Annotated in this window: 21 protein-coding genes and 2 tRNA genes; 20 read left to right on the top strand and 3 right to left on the bottom strand. The window is 42.1% G+C overall.

Going from position 1 to position 17,722, the window contains the following annotated elements:
* Positions 1–297: 297 nt before the first annotated feature.
* From PGW42_RS11020 to PGW42_RS11055, 8 genes are all read left to right on the top strand, one after another.
* Complete coding sequence (locus PGW42_RS11020) at positions 298–555, top strand: hypothetical protein (protein ID WP_270203595.1); 258 nt, start codon at positions 298–300, stop codon at positions 553–555.
* Positions 546–1,148, top strand: a complete 603-nt coding sequence (locus PGW42_RS11025) for a sugar O-acetyltransferase (RefSeq protein ID WP_330677031.1) — start codon at positions 546–548, stop codon at positions 1,146–1,148. Before PGW42_RS11020 ends, PGW42_RS11025 begins: the two co-directional genes overlap by 10 nt.
* Before the next feature lie 471 nt (positions 1,149–1,619).
* A complete protein-coding gene (locus PGW42_RS11030) occupies positions 1,620–1,928 on the top strand; it encodes a metal-sensing transcriptional repressor (protein WP_117833980.1) in 309 nt (102 codons plus the stop codon).
* Positions 1,929–2,019: 91 nt separating this feature from the next.
* Entirely contained in the window at positions 2,020–4,542 is a 2,523-nt protein-coding gene (locus PGW42_RS11035) for a heavy metal translocating P-type ATPase (RefSeq protein ID WP_270203596.1), read from the top strand.
* Positions 4,543–4,893: 351 nt separating this feature from the next.
* Positions 4,894–5,388 carry a translation initiation factor IF-3 gene (gene infC / locus PGW42_RS11040; RefSeq protein ID WP_008374852.1) on the top strand — a complete coding sequence of 165 codons (495 nt, stop codon included), beginning with the start codon at positions 4,894–4,896 and terminating at the stop codon, positions 5,386–5,388.
* 33 nt (positions 5,389–5,421) lie between these two features.
* Positions 5,422–5,619, top strand: a complete 198-nt coding sequence (rpmI, locus tag PGW42_RS11045) for a 50S ribosomal protein L35 (protein ID WP_022220532.1) — start codon at positions 5,422–5,424, stop codon at positions 5,617–5,619.
* Between the two features lie 34 nt (positions 5,620–5,653).
* Positions 5,654–6,010, top strand: a complete 357-nt coding sequence (gene rplT, locus PGW42_RS11050; protein WP_117556230.1) for a 50S ribosomal protein L20 — start codon at positions 5,654–5,656, stop codon at positions 6,008–6,010.
* A 180-nt stretch (positions 6,011–6,190) separates the two neighbouring features.
* The gene (locus PGW42_RS11055; protein WP_117823078.1) at positions 6,191–6,967 is read left to right on the top strand and encodes an ATP-binding protein; all 777 of its coding nucleotides are present in this window, start codon (positions 6,191–6,193) and stop codon (positions 6,965–6,967) included.
* Between the two features lie 129 nt (positions 6,968–7,096).
* Here PGW42_RS11055 and PGW42_RS11060 read toward each other — a convergent pair whose 3' ends face one another.
* The gene (locus PGW42_RS11060; protein ID WP_008374860.1) at positions 7,097–7,462 is read right to left on the bottom strand and encodes a metal-dependent transcriptional regulator; all 366 of its coding nucleotides are present in this window, start codon (positions 7,460–7,462) and stop codon (positions 7,097–7,099) included.
* A gap of 298 nt (positions 7,463–7,760) precedes the next feature.
* Here PGW42_RS11060 and PGW42_RS11065 point away from each other — a divergent pair, with 298 nt between their 5' ends.
* From PGW42_RS11065 to PGW42_RS11115, 11 genes are all read left to right on the top strand, one after another.
* The gene (locus tag PGW42_RS11065) at positions 7,761–7,970 is read left to right on the top strand and encodes a FeoA family protein (protein ID WP_022220531.1); all 210 of its coding nucleotides are present in this window, start codon (positions 7,761–7,763) and stop codon (positions 7,968–7,970) included.
* Between the two features lie 72 nt (positions 7,971–8,042).
* Positions 8,043–8,261: a FeoA family protein gene (locus PGW42_RS11070; RefSeq protein WP_055260881.1), complete on the top strand. Its 219-nt coding sequence runs from the start codon at positions 8,043–8,045 to the stop codon at positions 8,259–8,261.
* 49 nt (positions 8,262–8,310) lie between these two features.
* A complete protein-coding gene (feoB, locus tag PGW42_RS11075; protein ID WP_270203597.1) occupies positions 8,311–10,488 on the top strand; it encodes a ferrous iron transport protein B in 2,178 nt (725 codons plus the stop codon).
* A gap of 84 nt (positions 10,489–10,572) precedes the next feature.
* On the top strand, positions 10,573–10,746 hold the full coding sequence (locus tag PGW42_RS11080; protein ID WP_117823082.1) for a FeoB-associated Cys-rich membrane protein: 174 nt from the start codon (positions 10,573–10,575) through the stop codon (positions 10,744–10,746).
* A 14-nt stretch (positions 10,747–10,760) separates the two neighbouring features.
* Complete coding sequence (locus PGW42_RS11085; RefSeq protein WP_270203598.1) at positions 10,761–10,892, top strand: hypothetical protein; 132 nt, start codon at positions 10,761–10,763, stop codon at positions 10,890–10,892.
* A gap of 1 nt (position 10,893) precedes the next feature.
* Positions 10,894–11,262, top strand: coding sequence for a heavy-metal-associated domain-containing protein (locus PGW42_RS11090; protein WP_117556224.1), 369 nt, complete (start codon positions 10,894–10,896; stop codon positions 11,260–11,262).
* Between the two features lie 27 nt (positions 11,263–11,289).
* On the top strand, positions 11,290–11,682 hold the full coding sequence (locus PGW42_RS11095) for a Fur family transcriptional regulator (protein WP_117556222.1): 393 nt from the start codon (positions 11,290–11,292) through the stop codon (positions 11,680–11,682).
* Positions 11,683–11,991: 309 nt separating this feature from the next.
* Entirely contained in the window at positions 11,992–12,312 is a 321-nt protein-coding gene (locus PGW42_RS11100) for a DUF6110 family protein (RefSeq protein WP_008374872.1), read from the top strand.
* Between the two features lie 14 nt (positions 12,313–12,326).
* Positions 12,327–14,399 (top strand): heavy metal translocating P-type ATPase, encoded by a 2,073-nt coding sequence (locus PGW42_RS11105; protein WP_330677032.1) that lies wholly within the window; start codon positions 12,327–12,329, stop codon positions 14,397–14,399.
* A gap of 321 nt (positions 14,400–14,720) precedes the next feature.
* Complete coding sequence (locus PGW42_RS11110; protein WP_270203599.1) at positions 14,721–15,479, top strand: prolipoprotein diacylglyceryl transferase; 759 nt, start codon at positions 14,721–14,723, stop codon at positions 15,477–15,479.
* A 132-nt stretch (positions 15,480–15,611) separates the two neighbouring features.
* Positions 15,612–15,788: a hypothetical protein gene (locus PGW42_RS11115; protein WP_270203600.1), complete on the top strand. Its 177-nt coding sequence runs from the start codon at positions 15,612–15,614 to the stop codon at positions 15,786–15,788.
* Here the strand turns inward: PGW42_RS11115 and PGW42_RS11120 are convergent.
* Positions 15,770–15,854, bottom strand: a tRNA-Leu gene (locus tag PGW42_RS11120). The genes PGW42_RS11115 and PGW42_RS11120 overlap by 19 nt on opposite strands.
* A 39-nt stretch (positions 15,855–15,893) precedes the next feature.
* Positions 15,894–15,978, bottom strand: a tRNA-Leu gene (locus PGW42_RS11125).
* A 278-nt stretch (positions 15,979–16,256) separates the two neighbouring features.
* Between PGW42_RS11125 and pap the strand changes: the two genes are divergently transcribed.
* A complete protein-coding gene (gene pap / locus PGW42_RS11130; RefSeq protein WP_270203601.1) occupies positions 16,257–17,720 on the top strand; it encodes a polyphosphate:AMP phosphotransferase in 1,464 nt (487 codons plus the stop codon).
* The last annotated feature ends 2 nt before the right edge of the window (positions 17,721–17,722 follow it).

Here is a 17,722-nt window from a genome sequence, read left to right on the forward strand (position 1 = left end):
CTCTAAGGAATTGACCTAATTATCTAAGTTTCATGTCCACACTATAGGGTCCATTATAACCGGCAGAAGTTGGTTGAAAATTATAAAAGTTTAAAACAGGTCAATCAAATGAGTTCAGAAGGTTGACTATAAACTTCAAAAATAAAAAATGAATCAATGAGTCTAACATTTAATTAGAAAAAGAATCAGGAGATACATACACATGAAAAAGGTTCTCAGGAATTCGATGCAAAATTATCTGAGATTATAAAGCAGGAAGAATGGATTATCGATGGTAATTATGGAAGAACACTTGAAATGCGTTTTAAAGAATGTGACACTGTATTCTTTTTAAATCTGCCGACCAGTGTGTGTCTTACGGGCGCAGAAGAGCGTATTGGAAGTGAAAGAGAAGATATGCCGTGGCAGGAAGAAGAATTGTCAGCAGAATTCAGAGATTTTATTATCAATTTTTCAAGGGATGAAATACCGGAAATCAATGAGATGTTAAGAAAATATAAGAATAAAAATATTATTATATTCAAATCGCGGAAAGAGGTAGATGCATGGAAATGAGGATGAATTTAGAAGCACAGAGACAGTTTATCTTAAATGGAAATATGTATAATGATTTGTCAGATGAGCTGGTGGAAGCACGTGAAAAGACGGTATTTTTAACCAATGAATATAATGCAAGCTTTGGGAAACCGGCGGAAGAGCGGGAAGCTATCCTGAAGAAACTGTTAAAATCCATCGGGAAAGGTGTTCATTTTGAGCCGAATTTCCGATGTGAATTTGGATATAACATTTCGATAGGAAATAATTTTTATGCAAATTTTGACTGTATTATGCTGGATGGCGGTGGCATTGAAATCGGTGATAACGTTCTCTTTGGACCAAGAGTTGGAATCTATACCTCTAATCATGCAATGGATGCATGGGAGCGGACACACGGAGCCTGCTATGCGAAGCCGGTCAGAATCGGGAATAATGTCTGGGTTGGAGCCGGTGTGCATATTAACCAGGGCGTAACTATAGGTGATAATACGATCATAGGTTCCGGAAGTGTGATTACGAAGGATATTCCGGCAAATGTGGTTGCAGCTGGGGTCCCTTGTAAAGTGATCCGCGAAATAACGGAAGCGGATAAGACCGGATATTGTCCGTAGGGAATAAGAAGGCGAGATGAGTCAAGATGAAAAGGTTAAGAAAAATTGTATGAAAACTTATTAATTGATGATGTAAAAAGTTATATAAAAAATATATTTGAAAGAGAAGGTAAAGACACAGTATCTGGATAAATATGAGATTGATCCAGCAAACTTTACATTTCCAGAGTATGAATCGATAGCAGAGAAATCAGAGTCAAAGGATTTATGGACTCCGCAATAGTAAGGTATAAATAATAAGAGAATCTGTGGGTTGAAAAACTTGCAGGTTCTTTTTGTGTGTAAAAAAGTTTTTGCTAAATAAAAGATACGATGTGCCAAAGACACGTGCCCGGTACAAGAATGTGTCATTGTGCAGTCATCATTCAGTGCTGTATATAAAAATTTTAAATCGAGAAAATTCTTCTTGCAATATACCCTGATGGGGTATATAATGACCCTCGTAAAGAGGAAAGATAAGAGGTGAGACGCATGGAAGAAAAGAAAGAATGTTGTCACTGTCATAAGACGAAAGAGCGTTCTGAAAAGGAATACAAGGACATGATCAACCGCCTGAACCGGATTGAAGGGCAGGTCAGAGGTGTGAAGCGTATGGTAGAAGAAGATGCGTACTGTCCGGATATTCTGATTCAGGTGTCGGCAATCAATGCGGCGCTCAACAGTTTCAATAAAGTCCTTCTGGCGAATCATATCCGTACCTGTGTGGCAGAGGATATCCGCGAGGGAAAAGATGAGACGATCGATGAGCTGGTTGTAACGCTTCAGAAACTGATGAAATAATAGGATTGTTATAGATTTTCAGGTGAAAAGCGCAGGAAAATTTTTACAATATAAAAATGGCAGATAAAGCCAAAAAGTGAGGTGGATTTTTGTGGAACAATATACAGTAACAGGAATGAGCTGTGCGGCATGCAGCAGCAGAGTGGAAAAGGCAGTATCGAAGGTATCGGGAGTTACCAGCTGTTCGGTCAGTCTTCTGACGAATTCCATGGGAGTAGAAGGAACCGCATCCCAGTCGGAGATCATTGCGGCTGTTGAGGCAGCAGGATACGGTGCTTCGGTAAAAGGAGCAGATGCAGGAGCCAAAAAAGGCGCAGCAATGGATGAGGATGCCCTGAAAGACAGGGAGACACCGATTATGAAGCGTCGTCTGATCGCATCACTGTGTTTTCTGATTCCACTGATGTACATTTCCATGGGTCATATGATGTGGAACTGGCCACTGCCAGGATTTCTGGCTGACAATCATGTAGCAATGGGACTGATCCAGCTGTTATTTACCGGAATTATCATGGTGATCAACCAGAAGTTCTTCATCAATGGATTTAAGGGACTCCTTCATGGTGCGCCGAACATGGATACCCTGGTTGCACTGGGATCAGGGGCATCCTTTGTATACAGCACCTATGCATTGTTTGCAATGACAGATGCACAGGTGAAGATGGATATGGAAGGAGTCATGTCTTATATGCATGAGTTCTATTTTGAATCAGCAGCCATGATCCTGACGCTTATCACAGTCGGAAAGATGCTGGAAGCGCATTCCAAAGGAAAGACAACAGATGCATTAAAGAGTCTGATGAAGCTGGCTCCGAAGACAGCTGTTGTCCTGAAAAATGGTGTGGAGACAGAGGTTTCCATCGACCAGGTGAAAAAAGGCGATATCTTTGTAGTAAGACCGGGTGAAAATATACCGGTAGATGGTATCGTGCTGGAAGGAACCAGTGCAGTCAATGAAGCAGCACTTACCGGAGAGAGTATTCCGGTTGATAAAGCAGAAGGTGACAAGGTATCTGCTGCAACCATGAACCAGTCCGGTTTCCTCAAATGCGAGGCAACCAGAGTTGGGGAAGATACCACACTTTCACAGATCATTCAGATGGTCAGTGATGCGGCGGCAACCAAAGCACCGATCGCAAAGATTGCAGACCGTGTATCCGGGATATTTGTGCCGGCGGTTATTACGATTGCAGTGATTACAATTATCGTATGGTTGATCGCAGGTCAGAGTGTTGGATTCGCACTGGCAAGAGGTATTTCCGTACTCGTTATCAGTTGCCCTTGTGCACTGGGACTTGCCACACCGGTTGCCATTATGGTTGGTAACGGAATGGGCGCAAAGAACGGAATCATGTTCAAGACGGCGGTATCGCTGGAAGAGACCGGTAAAATGCAGATCGTAGCTTTGGACAAGACCGGGACCATCACAAGCGGGGAACCGAAAGTAACGGATATGATACCGGCAGAGGATATCTCAGAGGAAGAACTTTTGGGATTTGCTTATGCACTTGAAAGAAAGAGCGAGCACCCACTGGCACATGCAATTTTACAGGAAGCCCAAGAGCGCAGACTGGATGCGGAGGAAGTAGAAGACTTCCAGGCAGTACCTGGAAACGGACTTTCCGCAGTTCTTGCAGGAAAGACGATTTATGGTGGAAATAAGAAATTTATCCAGACAAAGACTTCTGTGGATGCAGGAACGCTGAAAAAGGCAGAAGATCTGGCGGCAGAAGGAAAGACACCTTTGTTCTTTGCGAAAGAAGATCAGCTGATCGGAATCATTGCGGTAGCAGACGTCATCAAAGAGGATAGTCCAAAGGCAGTCAAAGAACTGCAGAATATGGGAATCCATGTGGTAATGCTGACCGGTGACAATGAGAGAACCGCAAAAGCGATCGGACGTCAGGCGGGTGTAGATGAAGTCATCGCAGACGTTCTTCCGGACGGAAAAGAAGCCGTTATCCGGAAATTAAAGAAAAAAGGAAAAGTTGCCATGGTTGGTGACGGAATCAATGACGCACCGGCACTTACCAGAGCCGATATGGGAATTGCGATTGGTGCAGGAACCGATATCGCGATCGATGCAGCAGACGTTGTTCTGATGAAAAGCCGTTTAAGTGATGTACCGGCAGCCATCCGTATGAGTAAAGCAACTTTAAGAAATATCCATGAGAACCTGTTCTGGGCATTCTTCTACAATGTGATCGGAATCCCGCTTGCAGCAGGTATCTGGTATCCAATCTTCGGATGGAAATTAAATCCGATGTTTGGCGCAGCAGCTATGAGTCTTTCAAGCTTCTGTGTCGTAACCAATGCACTTCGTCTGAACTGGTTTAAAATGTATGATGCCAGCAAAGATAAGAAGATAAAGTCAAAAGTCAAAGAAATAGAGGAGGAAAAGACAATGACAAAAACAATGAAAATCGAAGGTATGATGTGTGGACACTGTGAGGCAACCGTAAAGAAAACTCTGGAAGCAATCGAAGGAGTAGAGGCGGCAGAAGTAAGCCATGAAAATGGAACAGCGGTAGTAACACTTGCAGCAGAAGTAGCCGATGAGGTACTGAAAAAAGCTGTTGAAGACAAAGATTACAAGGTGACAGGGATTGAGTAGGTTTAAGTCTGAAAAATAAAGATTGTTAGAAATTACAATACTATAAAGAAGAAAAACATGGAGAAAACCATTATTTTGATTGATTTATTATGAAAAAAACAATCAAAATAATGGTTCATAAAAAAATAAAAAAAGTGTTGACACCATATAAAATCTGTGGTAAATTATAACTTGCGTAAAGCGAACAACAAAGAAGAGTATCCACTCTCACCTTAGCGCAATCGGGCGACTAACGGTTTGATATTGAATTTATAATACCGGATATAAGTATTGTATGCAATAGATAGTGGATAGTCTGCAGCTATTCACTATTTTTTTATTTATTGGAGGTGCACAACAATTAGCGATTTAATGATTAACGAACAAATCCGCGACAGAGAGGTACGCGTGGTTAGCGAGAGTGGGGAACAGTTAGGAATAATGTCAGCAAGAGAGGCTATGAAGCTGGCACAGGAAGCGGAACTGGATCTGGTTAAAATCGCTCCGACAGCGAAACCGCCGGTTTGTAAGATTATCGATTATGGTAAGTACAGATACGAACAGGCAAGAAAAGAAAAAGAAGCAAAGAAAAAACAGAGAACTGTCGAGGTTAAGGAAGTGCGTCTTTCACCAAATATTGACACCAACGACCTGAACACGAAGATGAATAATGCTAGAAAATTTATCTCAAAAGGAAATAAAGTAAAGGTTACACTTCGTTTCCGTGGTAGAGAGATGGCTCATATGCAGCAGAGTAAACATATTCTTGACGATTTTGCTGAGAAGATGAAAGATGTTGCTGTCATTGAAAAGCCGGCAAAACTTGAAGGCAGAAGCCTGAGCATGGTTTTAACTGAAAAACGTTAAAAATAAATTATCTATATTAAGGAGGAAAACATCATGCCAAAAATTAAAACAAATAGAGCTGCTGCAAAGCGCTTCAAAACAACAGCTACAGGTAAACTTAAAAGAAACAAAGCTTACAAGAGCCATATCTTAACAAAGAAGTCTACTAAGAGAAAAAGAAATCTTAGACAGTCAACTATCACAGATTCTACAAATGTAAAGAACATGAAGAAAGTTTTACCATATCTCTAAGATTTGGCAGGAAAGATAGAAGGAGGATTAAGTAATGGCAAGAATTAAAGGCGGAATGAACGCTAAGAAGAAACACAATAGAACTTTAAAACTGGCTAAAGGATACAGAGGAGCTCGCTCTAAACAGTACAGAGTTGCAAAACAGTCTGTAATGAGAGCCCTTACATCAGCATACGCAGGAAGAAAGCAGAAAAAACGTCAGATGCGTCAGCTTTGGATCGCTCGTATCAACGCAGCTGCAAGAATGAATGGTCTTTCTTACAGCAAGCTTATGCACGGACTTAAAGTTGCCGGTGTAGATATGAACAGAAAGATGCTCGCTGAAATGGCAGTTAATGATGCAGCTGGATTCGCAGCTGTAGCTGAAGTTGCTAAAAAGGCACTTGCATAATTAAATCAGACGATTTCGTATAGAGTTTGAGAGAAGAGGGAAAACCTTGTGGAGAGAATCCGCAAGGTTTTTTTACGTGGATTGTTGTTATAACAACAGAATAGAATGCGGTTGTAAGCTAAAATAAGTTGGTAAAGTTAAAGGAATACAAATTTTTCGAATAGGAGGATATAAAGGAATATGATTCGTAGAATTATTCAGATAGATGAGGAGAAGTGTAACGGGTGTGGAGCTTGTGCAAAGGCCTGCCATGAGGGGGCTATTTCTATGGTAAATGGGAAAGCAAAGCTGATGAGAGATGATTATTGCGACGGGCTGGGAGACTGTTTGCCGAATTGTCCGGTGGATGCCATTCATTTTGTAGAGCGTGAGGCGGCGGCTTATGATGCGGAGGCTGTGAAGCAGAATATGCTTAAAAAGCAGCAGGAAGAGGCTGCAAAGCAGAATGCGGGAGAAGGACCGAAAGCACCGGTAAAACCATTTGCAGGGGGATGTCCTGGATCCCGTATGCGTATGATGAACAGAGGGGGGAGTACGCAGAATGCGGAGAGCGAAGAGGAAGGCAGGGAGACGGCGAAAAGTGTGAATAAGAGTATGCTTTCCCAGTGGCCGGTACAGATTAAGCTTGCACCGGTAAATGCACCGTATTTTGATGGAGCGAAGCTTCTGATCGCCGCAGACTGCAGTGCCTATGCTTATGGAGATTTTCATAATCGTTTTATTAAAGGGCATGTGACTTTGATCGGATGTCCAAAGCTGGATAATGTGGATTATTCGGAGAAGCTGACGGAGATTATTAAGAACAATAATATTAAGAGTGTGACGATTGTGCGGATGGAAGTACCTTGTTGTGGCGGACTTGAGCTGGCGGCTAAGAAAGCGCTTCAGGAAAGCGGTAAATTTATTCCGTGGCAGGTCGTGACCTTATCGCTTGACGGACAGATCCTTGATGAATAATATCAGTAAAGTAATTTTATTACGGAAAACAGCATATGAAATATGTTGCGGTAAATCTGTAGAGTCTGCAAAAGGGCAAAGAAAAAGGCTGAAAAGTTATAAACTTTTCGGCCTTTTCTGACGCATTTACTAATGTGTTCGTACATATTCTTTGATTGCGTTAAAGCTTTCTCTGCTGATCACGTGCTCCATCTGGCAGGCATCATCTGTAGCGATTTCTTCTGGGACACCGAGTTCGATCAGCCATTTTGAAATAAATTCATGCCGTTCATAAATCATGTTCGCGATCTCTTTTCCTGAATCGGTAAGATAGATAAAACCTGCATCTGTTACGGTAATATGATTCTCCTGACGAAGTTTCTTCATGGCGATGCTGACGCTTGATTTTTTGAAACCAAGTTCGTTGGCAATATCTACGGAACGTACGACAGGTAATTTTTTACTTAACATCAATATTGCTTCAAGATAATTTTCGGAAGATTCATTTTTAGCCATTTATTCCGGTCACCTCACTATTTATTCTTATATCTAATAGGATACCATGAATTGTATTTTTTTTCAAATAATATTGTTCTGTAAATGCTCTTTTTGTGCAAAAAGTAGAAGCTATAACTATTAGAAGTAAGTTTTAAAGGGCAAAAATGAGTAACAGAAAACAATGGTTTAATAAAACTTAAAAAAATGCTTGACAACACACAAATGTTAGCATATACTAACTAGTGAACAAAAGTTGGTAATGAAAAAAATTATCATTCAAAATTCCAAATACGCAAAAGAACAGGAGGTAGGGATTATGCCTTTAACGATGGCGAATATTGGTGAAGTAAATGAAATCAAGAGAATTGGTGGAAATGAAGAAACAAGGCGATTCCTTGCGAATCTCGGATTTGTAGCAGGTGCAGAAATTACAGTTGTTTCTGCAATCGGTGGTAATGTGATCGTGAACATCAAGGATTCACGTGTTGCGGTTAATTCTGATATGGCGCGGCATATCATGATCTAGCCTCTGGCTGGTCGATGGGTCCGCTGCATATATATTCTGTATTACGAAGCTTAAAGGAAAGGAGATACGACAATGACTTTAGGTGATGCAAAGGTTGGAAGCACTGTTGTTGTGACCAAGATTGAAGGAGACGGAGCTTACAAACGCCGTATTATGGACATGGGCATAACAAAAGGAAGCGAGCTGTACATCAGAAAAGTTGCGCCTCTCGGTGATCCTGTTGAGATTACTGTAAGAGGATATGAACTTACAGTAAGAAAAGATGATGCACAGTGTGTGCAGGTAAAATAGCATATACATAATTATGCATGAGAGTAGTACAACAAGGAGGTAAAAAGGAATGGCAATTAAAATTGCACTTGCCGGAAACCCGAACTGCGGTAAAACTACCATGTTTAACGCGCTCACAGGAGCCAACCAGTATGTTGGTAACTGGCCAGGGGTTACTGTAGAGAAAAAAGAGGGTAAATTAAAAAGTAAAAAGACAAAGGAAGAAGTTATCGTAACTGACCTTCCGGGTATCTATTCAATGTCTCCATATACACTGGAAGAGGTTGTCAGCCGTGACTATGTGCTGAAAGAAAATCCGGATGTGATCATTGATCTGGTGGATGCAACCAATATTGAACGTAACCTGTATCTGACAACTCAGCTGATCGAGACAGGTGTTCCGGTTGTTATTGCACTGAACATGGCAGATCTTCTTGCGAAGAGAGGAATCAAGATTGATGTGAAGAGACTTTCAATGCTACTTGACTGTCCGATTATCGAGACATCTGCGCTGAAAGGTGAAGGACTTGACAAACTGATCGATGAAGCAGTAAAAGTTGCTAAGAAGTCAGAAATCGATCTTCCGAAAGATATCTTCTCAGCAGAGCTGGAAGGTGCTGTAGCAGAAGTTAAGAGCGTTCTTCCGAGTTCTGTTTCAGAAGAGAAGAAGAGATGGTACGCTATAAAATTCCTTGAGAACGACAGCAAGGTAGTAGAGAGCATGAAACTTTCCGGTGCGGCAGCCCAGACGGTGGAAGCACAGAGAAAAGCTCTTGAAAAGAAACATGACGATGATATGGAAAGTATTGTAACAGACGAACGTTACAAATTCATCCAGAAGATTGTTTCAACAACTGTTCAGAAGGGAAAAGAAAAACTTACAACTTCTGATAAGATCGACCGTATCGTTACCAACCGGTTCCTCGGAATCCCGATCTTTATGCTGGTAATGTGGATCGTATATTATGTTTCTGTAACGACAGTCGGTACCTTTGTAACAGATTGGACAAATGATGTATTTGTAGTAGCAATTCAGGATGCAGCAACAAGCGCACTTTCAGCGATTGGTGCCGGTGACATGGTTATGGGACTTGTTGTTGATGGTATCATCGGTGGTCTTGGAGCCGTTCTTGGTTTCGTTCCACAGATGGCGATTCTGTTCCTTTTCTTGTCTATCCTTGAAGACTGTGGATACATGGTTCGTATCGCATTCGTCATGGACCGTGTGTTCAGACATTTCGGACTTTCGGGAAAGAGCTTTATCCCGCTTCTGATTTCATCAGGCTGCGGTATTCCTGGAATCATGGCTTCTAAGACTATTGAACAGGATAATGACAGACGTCTTACAATTATGACAGCAACTTTTATCCCGTGTGGAGCTAAACTTCCGGTTATCGCTTTGATGGGTGGTGTTATTTCCGGTGAAGTAGCAGGATATCAGGAAAGTTCATTTATCGCACCGCTTATGTATTTCATTGGAATTGTTGCAGTACTTGTGGCTGCGATCATTCTGAAGAAGACAAAACCGTTCTCAGGAAAACCGGCACCGTTCGTAATGGAACTTCCACAGTACCATATTCCACAGGCTAAGACAGTTCTCCTTCATGTATGGGAAAGACTGAAAGGCTTCATCATCAAAGCCGGAACAATCCTGTTCCTTGCCTGCGTCGTAATGTGGTTCCTTGGCGGATTCGGATTTGTAGACGGAAGCTTTGGTATGGTAGAAGATAGCGCAGACAGTCTTATGGCAATGATTGGTGGCGTGATCGCACCGCTCTTTGCACCACTTGGATTTGGCGAGTGGCAGCCGGTAGCAGCTTCTATCTCTGGATTTACAGCAAAAGAAGCAATTGTTTCAACAATGGGTGTACTTGCAAATGTATCTGGTGATACAGAAGATGCAGTCAACGTAGCAGCTGGTGTTGCATCTTGGTTCCCAAGCTCAATTGCAGCATTTACATTCCTGATGTTCAACCTTCTTGATTCTCCTTGCCTTGCAGCAATTGCTACAATGGCACAGCAGATGCAGTCAAGAAAATGGTTCTGGTTCGCAATTCTTTTCCAGAACATCTTCGCTTACATCGTATGCCTCTGTGTATATCAGATCGGTTCATTCGTAACAGGCGGAGCATTCGGAGTTGGTACAGCAGTAGGATTTATCCTTCTTATCGGAATCCTCTTCATGCTGTTCAGACCAGATCCGTATAAAAACCAGAAAGTTTATTCAAAACGTTCTGTAAACGCATAAGATTTATAAGAACTTTAAGGCGGAAGCCGGATGCAGAAGCCTGTGTCCGGCTTCCAGTGTAAAAGAAAGAACAGGTGAAGGTTTATGATCGCTAATATTGTGATACTCGCACTGATTGCAGGATATTGTATTTTTCTGATCCGTAAAGGATATAAAAACCATAAAGAAGGGAAACCTGTCGGATGCGCGGGCTGTAGCGGAAATTGCAGTTCCTGCAGCGGATGCAGCAGTAAGACCGCACCGAAGAAGGAAGACTGAAAGGCGGGAAGAATATGGGAAATTCATCAGGCTCTATGTTCTATGCTTTCGGTGCAATCCTGATCATTTATCTCGTAGGAGTCAGTATTTATCAATTGGTCTTGTGGATAAAGAAATGGCGTGAACGCCGGAAGGATGAGGAATAACATGGTTGATGCAATTATTATTCTGATCGTGATCGTACTTCTTATTTTTGCATTAAAGGGTACGCTGAAACATTTTAAAGGGGAAAGTCCTTGCTGTGGTGGCGGATCCGAAACGATCGTGACAGACATTGAAGATAAGATGCTGGATAACCCGGCAATCGGTAAAAAGACAGTGAAGATTTCCGGTATGCATTGTGAGCATTGTGTAAAATGTGTAACGGAAGCGATCAACAAAATCGAAGGTGCATCTGCAAAGGTGAATCTCAAAAAAGAAGAAGCGGTTGTAAGCTATGACAGAGAAATCGATGATGATGATCTGAAAAAAGCTGTAGAGGAAGCAGGATTTAAGGTAGTTGATATCAGAGCCTAACAGGTGACAGCATGGAAAGGGGCTATCATGGACGCGAAAGAAAGAATAATCGAGCAGCTGAAAAGAAGTGGCTGCAGGGTTACGAAGCAGCGGCTCATGCTGATCGATATTATTTTGGAAGGAAAATGTAATTGCTGCAAGGAAATTTATTATCAGGCGTCTCAGAAGGATCCGAGTATCGGACCGGCGACGGTATACCGTATGGTCAATACGCTGGAACAGATCGGAGCAATCAGTCGCAAGAATATGTACCGAATTTCGGATAAGGGCTGTAAAATGGAATACATGATCGAGCTGGAGGACGGAACAGTTCTTGATCTTCCGGAGGATAAATGGACGGCAGTGATCAAATCTGGTCTGGATGTCTGTGGATTTTCAGGCGGACAGAATGTAAGAAACATCACACTTAAAGAAGCATAACATTGTAAAAAAAACGTTCCGGAACGGAACGGTTCGGATATGGAGGCAGGTACCGTGATTGTATCTGTCTCTTTTAAATACCGGGGAATGAGTTTCTTCTATATAAATATGGATATAGATAACTGTGGAAAGTTGTGTAAAAATTGAGGTGAAAATAGCAAATCTGTGTCAGATATAGTGAAAAAAAGTTCGACAAAACTGATTTTGCGCAAAAAATGAGAAAATTTATCAGAAGCGAAAAAAGACTGGAAATTTACAGATTCGTGTCATATAATAGGCGTTAATGAAAAAAACAGGAGGTACATAGGTATGTTTGATATTACTAAAGTAAATTGGAAAAAGGTTGGAATTTTTGCATCAGGAGTTCTTTTTGGAACAGCTGGAATTAAAGCACTTTCAAGCAAGGATGCTAAGAACGTGTACACAAATTGCACAGCAGCAGTTCTTCGCGCAAAAGACTGTGTTATGAAAACAGCTACAAATATCCAGGAAAATGCAGAGGATATTTACGCTGAAGCTAAGAACATCAACGAAGAAAGAGCTGCTGAAATGGAAGAATTTTCTGATGCAGATACAGCAGCAGAGGCTGAAGAAGCTGAAAATACAGAGTTCAACGAAGTAACAGAGTAAGAGGCGCACTGAACGTGAAGTTTATAATTAAACATGAGATGAAAGGCCGGATGAGAGTCCGGCTTTCTCAAAAAAGAATGACATATGAACAGGCTGATATATTACAGTATTATCTGCTCTGTAATGAATCGGTCAAATTAGCAAAGGTATATGACAGAACCTGTGATGCAGTCATTAATTATACCGGCGACAGAGAAGAGGTAATTCGTCTTCTGCAGGAATTTCGCTATCAGACAGTGGAAGTTCCGGCAGATGTACTTGCAACTTCAGGTCGTGAAGTGAATGCACAGTATCAGGAAAAGCTGTTCAATAAAGTAGTATTTCATTATGCGAGAAAATGGTTCCTTCCGTATCCACTGAATGCATGCTATACATCGGTCATGTCACTGAAGTATATCTGGAAGGGAATCAAGTGTCTGTGGGCACGTAGAGTTGAGGTCCCGGTGCTGGATGCGACTGCAATCGGTGTATCCGTTGCACGTGGGGATTTCAGTACAGCCGGATCCGTCATGTTCCTGCTTGGAATCGGTGAGATTCTGGAAGAGTGGACACATAAGAAATCCGTAGATGACCTGGCAAGGACCATGTCTCTGAACGTAAGTAAGGTATGGCTGAAGACAGAAGATCAGGAAGTTCTGGTTCCTGCATCCAAGATAAAAGCAGGAGACCGGATTGTGATTCGTATGGGAACTGTGATTCCGTTTGACGGCGATATCGTGGATGGTGAAGCGATGATCAATCAGGCATCTCTTACCGGAGAGTCAGTGTCTGTCCGCAAGACGGTTGGAAGCTATGCATATGCAGGAACCGTGGTCGAAGAAGGTGAGATCACAGTTGAAGTTAAACAGGTAAGTGGAAACAGCCGCTTCGATAAGATCGTTACGATGATTGAAGAATCTGAGAAGTTAAAATCAGGAGTAGAAAGCAAGGCAGAGCATCTTGCTGACAAGCTTGTACCGTATTCGCTTGGGGGAACAGCCATTACCTATCTGCTGACAAGGAATGTCACGAAGGCTCTTTCTATCCTGATGGTAGATTTTTCGTGCGCGCTTAAGCTTTCAATGCCGATTTCAGTGCTGTCTGCAATCCGTGAAGCAAATCTTTACAATATTACCGTAAAGGGCGGAAAGTATCTGGAAGCTGTGGCAGAGGCAGATACGATCGTATTTGACAAGACTGGTACACTTACAAAAGCAACACCTACCGTGGTGGATGTGGTTCCCTTTGATGGAAGAACACCGGATGAACTGCTCCGTATTGCAGCGTGTCTGGAAGAACATTTTCCACATTCTATGGCAAAAGCAGTAGTAAATGCAGCAAAAGAGAAAAATCTGGATCATGAGGAAATGCATTCCAAGGTAGAGTATGTGGTTGCACATGGAATTTCTACAACGATTGATGATAAAAATGTAATTATCGGAAGCTCTCATTTTGTATTTGAAGATGAAAAATGTACAATTCCGGAAGGAAAACAGGAGTTATTTGACAGTCTTCCGGAAGAATATTCACATCTGTATCTTGCAATCGAGAATCAGCTTGCAGGAGTGATTTGTATTGAAGATCCATTGAGAGAAGAGGCGAAGACAGTAGTTGCCGAGCTCAAGAAAACAGGATTTGGAAAGATTGTTATGATGACAGGTGACAGCGACCGTACAGCTTCGGCGATCGCAAAGCGTGTCGGTGTGGATGAATATTATTCAGAAGTACTGCCGGAAGATAAGGCTGCATTTGTAGAAAAAGAAAAAGCAGCCGGAAGAAAAGTTATTATGATCGGCGATGGTATCAATGATTCTCCGGCGCTTTCTGCAGCAGATGTGGGAATTGCGATCAGCAATGGCGCAGAGATCGCACGTGAGATTGCAGATATTACGGTAGGTGCAGATGATCTTGGACAGATCGTGACCTTAAGACGTCTCAGTAATAGGCTGATGAAGAGGATTCAAAGTAATTACCGCTTTATCGTTGGATTTAATTCCGGTCTGATCGTACTCGGAGTAACCGGTGTGATCCAGCCAACGACATCAGCACTTTTACACAATACTTCAACTCTGGCAATTGGGCTGAAGAGTATGAAGAATCTTCTGTAAGGCAGAACAATTTAATGATAGCTCTAAACGTGGGGGGTGATTCTCTGAATCATGCCCCATTGCTGGATTAAGAGGCAAAATAGCGTTACTGTTCACTCCCGTGTCAATCACTACGCTGATTGGCACGGAGGATGCACGTTTTATCTTGAATGGCATCTCGCCCATCGCCAAAGGCGATTTAAAATGGCGAGATGCGTTGCTGGTCGCAGGTACTGTGAACAGTAACAAAATAGCAGATAGTATCCAAAAGGATAAGATTGACAAATGAAGGGATAATCCATACAATGATAAATAGATTGATAAAAGGGAGGAATAAAAAGCGTGAAAATTGATCTGTTTTCAATAGGAAAGTTTACGATACATGGATATGGACTGATGATCGCAATCGGTATCCTTTGTTGTGTGGCAATGGCTTCTTATCGGGCAAAAAAGAATGGCCTGGATCAGGAAGCAATTGTGGATATTGGAATTTACGGTGTAATCGGCGGTTTTTTGGGTGCAAAAATTCTATATGTGATCGTGGAGTTTAAGACGTTTATCAAGAATCCGAAGACGGTACTCGGTTCAGAAGGGTTTGTCGTATATGGTGGAATTATTGCCGGTTTTCTGACAGCGATTGTATATTGCAGAATCAAGAAGCTTTATTTTCTGGAATATTTTGATCTCGCTGTGGCAAGTATTTCGATGGCACAGGGATTTGGAAGAATCGGATGTTTTCTTGCAGGATGCTGCTATGGAAGGGAGACAACCTCCAGATTTGGTGTGGTTTTTCCGGAAGGTGGGCTTGCTCCGGCAGGTGTAAAACTGATCCCTACACAGCTTATTTCGTCGGCAGGCGATTTCCTGATCATGATCGTGTTACTTCTATATTATAGGAAGAATAAAAAAGACGGTACACCGGGAAGTGTAGGTTTTCTGTATATGCTGCTGTATGGTGTAGGAAGATTCCTTGTTGAGTTTTTAAGAAATGATAACAGAGGGGGAGTCGGAATGTTCTCAACCTCCCAGTGGATCTCCATGGTGATCGTAGCAGGTGGAATTGTATTGTATCTGGTAAATAAAAAAAGGCATAAAAGGTAAGGAAGCAGAAGATGGAGCCAGGTTCGTCCAGTGGACGAATGCCCTGCGCCGACCGTAGCGAAGCGAAGACCTGAACTATGGGGTTAAGCTGTACGTTGGTATAAAAAGAATTTCTAAACAAAAACGGAGAGCTTGAAAAAAGAAGGAAGCGGAAGATGGGGCGCAATTCGTCCGGTGGACGAATGCTCTGCGCCGACCGTAGCGGAGCGAAGACCTGAACCATGGTTTCAGGTCACGCTTCGGTACTATAAAAAGGAACCTCTGATAAAATCAGAGATTCCTTTTTATAATGCGGAAGATGGGACTTGAACCCACACAAGCGCAATGCTTACAAGATCCTTAGTCTTGCTCGTCTGCCAGTTCCGACACTTCCGCACAAACAATATTTAATTACCGGATTCGGATAAATCCGAATGCGGAAGATGGGACTTGAACCCACACAGGCGCAATGCCTACAAGATCCTTAGTCTTGCTCGTCTGCCAGTTCCGACACTTCCGCATATCACTCAGTGAGCTTTATTTTTTAACTGCTCGCCGCTGACAAAAGCTATAATACTATATTCCAAACACAAAGTCAACAAAAATTTAAAAGAAATTTTAATTCGCAATATATTACGAAAAATATCGAAAAGATAAATAATTCAATAATTTTACAAATCCACTTTCTTATTATGAGAAAATATAGTAATATGATATATAATTGTATGCGTTAATTGCGCGTTTTATCAATGGATTTGGGAATAATAAGAGCAGAAACTGGTGAAATGGAGGCATTTTATGGATAAAAATATAAAAATGAAGGATATAAAAGAACTGGGAGAGCAGCTTGGAGAACTGCAAAGAGTGTGCCGGGAGAAAAAAATCCCGGTGATGATCGCGTTTGAGGGTTATGGAGCAGCAGGAAAAGGACTTCAGATTGGTAATCTGATCCAGGCACTCGATCCAAGAGGCTTTAAAGTATATGCGGTAAAAAATGAAACGGAAGAGGAATGGATGCATCCTTTTATGTGGCGTTTCTGGACGAAGATCCCGGAAAAGGGAAGAATTGCAATTTTTGATACCAGCTGGTATCGGAGAGTTATGATTGAACGTTTTGAAGGAAAAACACCGGAAAAAGAGCTAGAAAAGGATTTTGCATCGATCCGTGCGTTTGAAAAACAGCTGACGGATGATGGAATGGTGATCATCAAACTGTTTTTAAAGATTGACCGGAAAGAACAGAAAAAGCGCTTCGAGAAACTGCTTGCTTCCAAGGATACTGCATGGCGGGTAAGCAAAGGCGATCTGAAGCGGAATCATGATTTTAAAGAGTATAAAGCAATCAATGAAGAGATGCTGCGGAAAACGGATGCAGATTACGCACCGTGGACAGTGATCGATGCTACAAAGAAGAAAGAAGCTAAAGTGGCTGTTTATCAGGCGGTGATCCAGGCAATGAAAGAAGCAGTCGCAAGAAAGGAACTGGAAGAAAAAGGCAGTCTGGAAAAGAAAACGGAAATGAAAAGGGAAACAGCAGAATCCATTCTGGCAAAGACGGATCTTTCCAAATCCATGCCAAAAGAGGTTTATGAGGAACGCTTAAAAGAGCTTCAGAAAAAGATGGAACATCTGCATGGAGAGCTTTATCGCAGGAGAATCCCGGTTGTCCTTGGCTTTGAGGGGTGGGATGCCGGAGGAAAAGGTGGTGCGATCAAACGTCTGACTTCACATATGGATCCGAGGGGATATGTGGTGAATCCGACAGCGTCACCGAGTGATACAGAGAAAGCACATCATTATCTGTGGCGTTTCTGGCGTGCAATGCCGAAAGCCGGCCATATTGCGATATTTGACAGAACCTGGTACGGAAGAGTGATGGTAGAGAGGATTGAAGGATTTTGCACCGAAAAAGAATGGAAGAGAGCTTATGGGGAAATCAATGCCATGGAGCAGGATCTGGTAAATGCAGGAGCAATCGTGCTGAAATTCTGGATGCAGATTGACAAGGATGAGCAGGCGAGAAGGTTTAAAGCCAGACAGGAAAATCCGAAAAAACAGTGGAAGATCACCGATGAAGACTGGAGAAACCGGGAAAAATGGGATCAGTATGAGGTGGCGGTAGAAGAAATGCTGGAAAAGACTTCTATGCCACATGCACCGTGGATCGTAGTGGAAGGAAATGATAAATACTATGCACGTATTAAAGTTTTGGAATGCGTGACAGAAGCAATCGAGAAACGACTGAAAGAAGAGAGAAAATAAAA

The sequence above is a fragment of the Coprococcus sp. TM115-187 genome, from assembly GCF_027679115.1.
Taxonomy (GTDB): Bacteria; Bacillota; Clostridia; order Lachnospirales; family Lachnospiraceae; genus Allocoprococcus; species Allocoprococcus comes.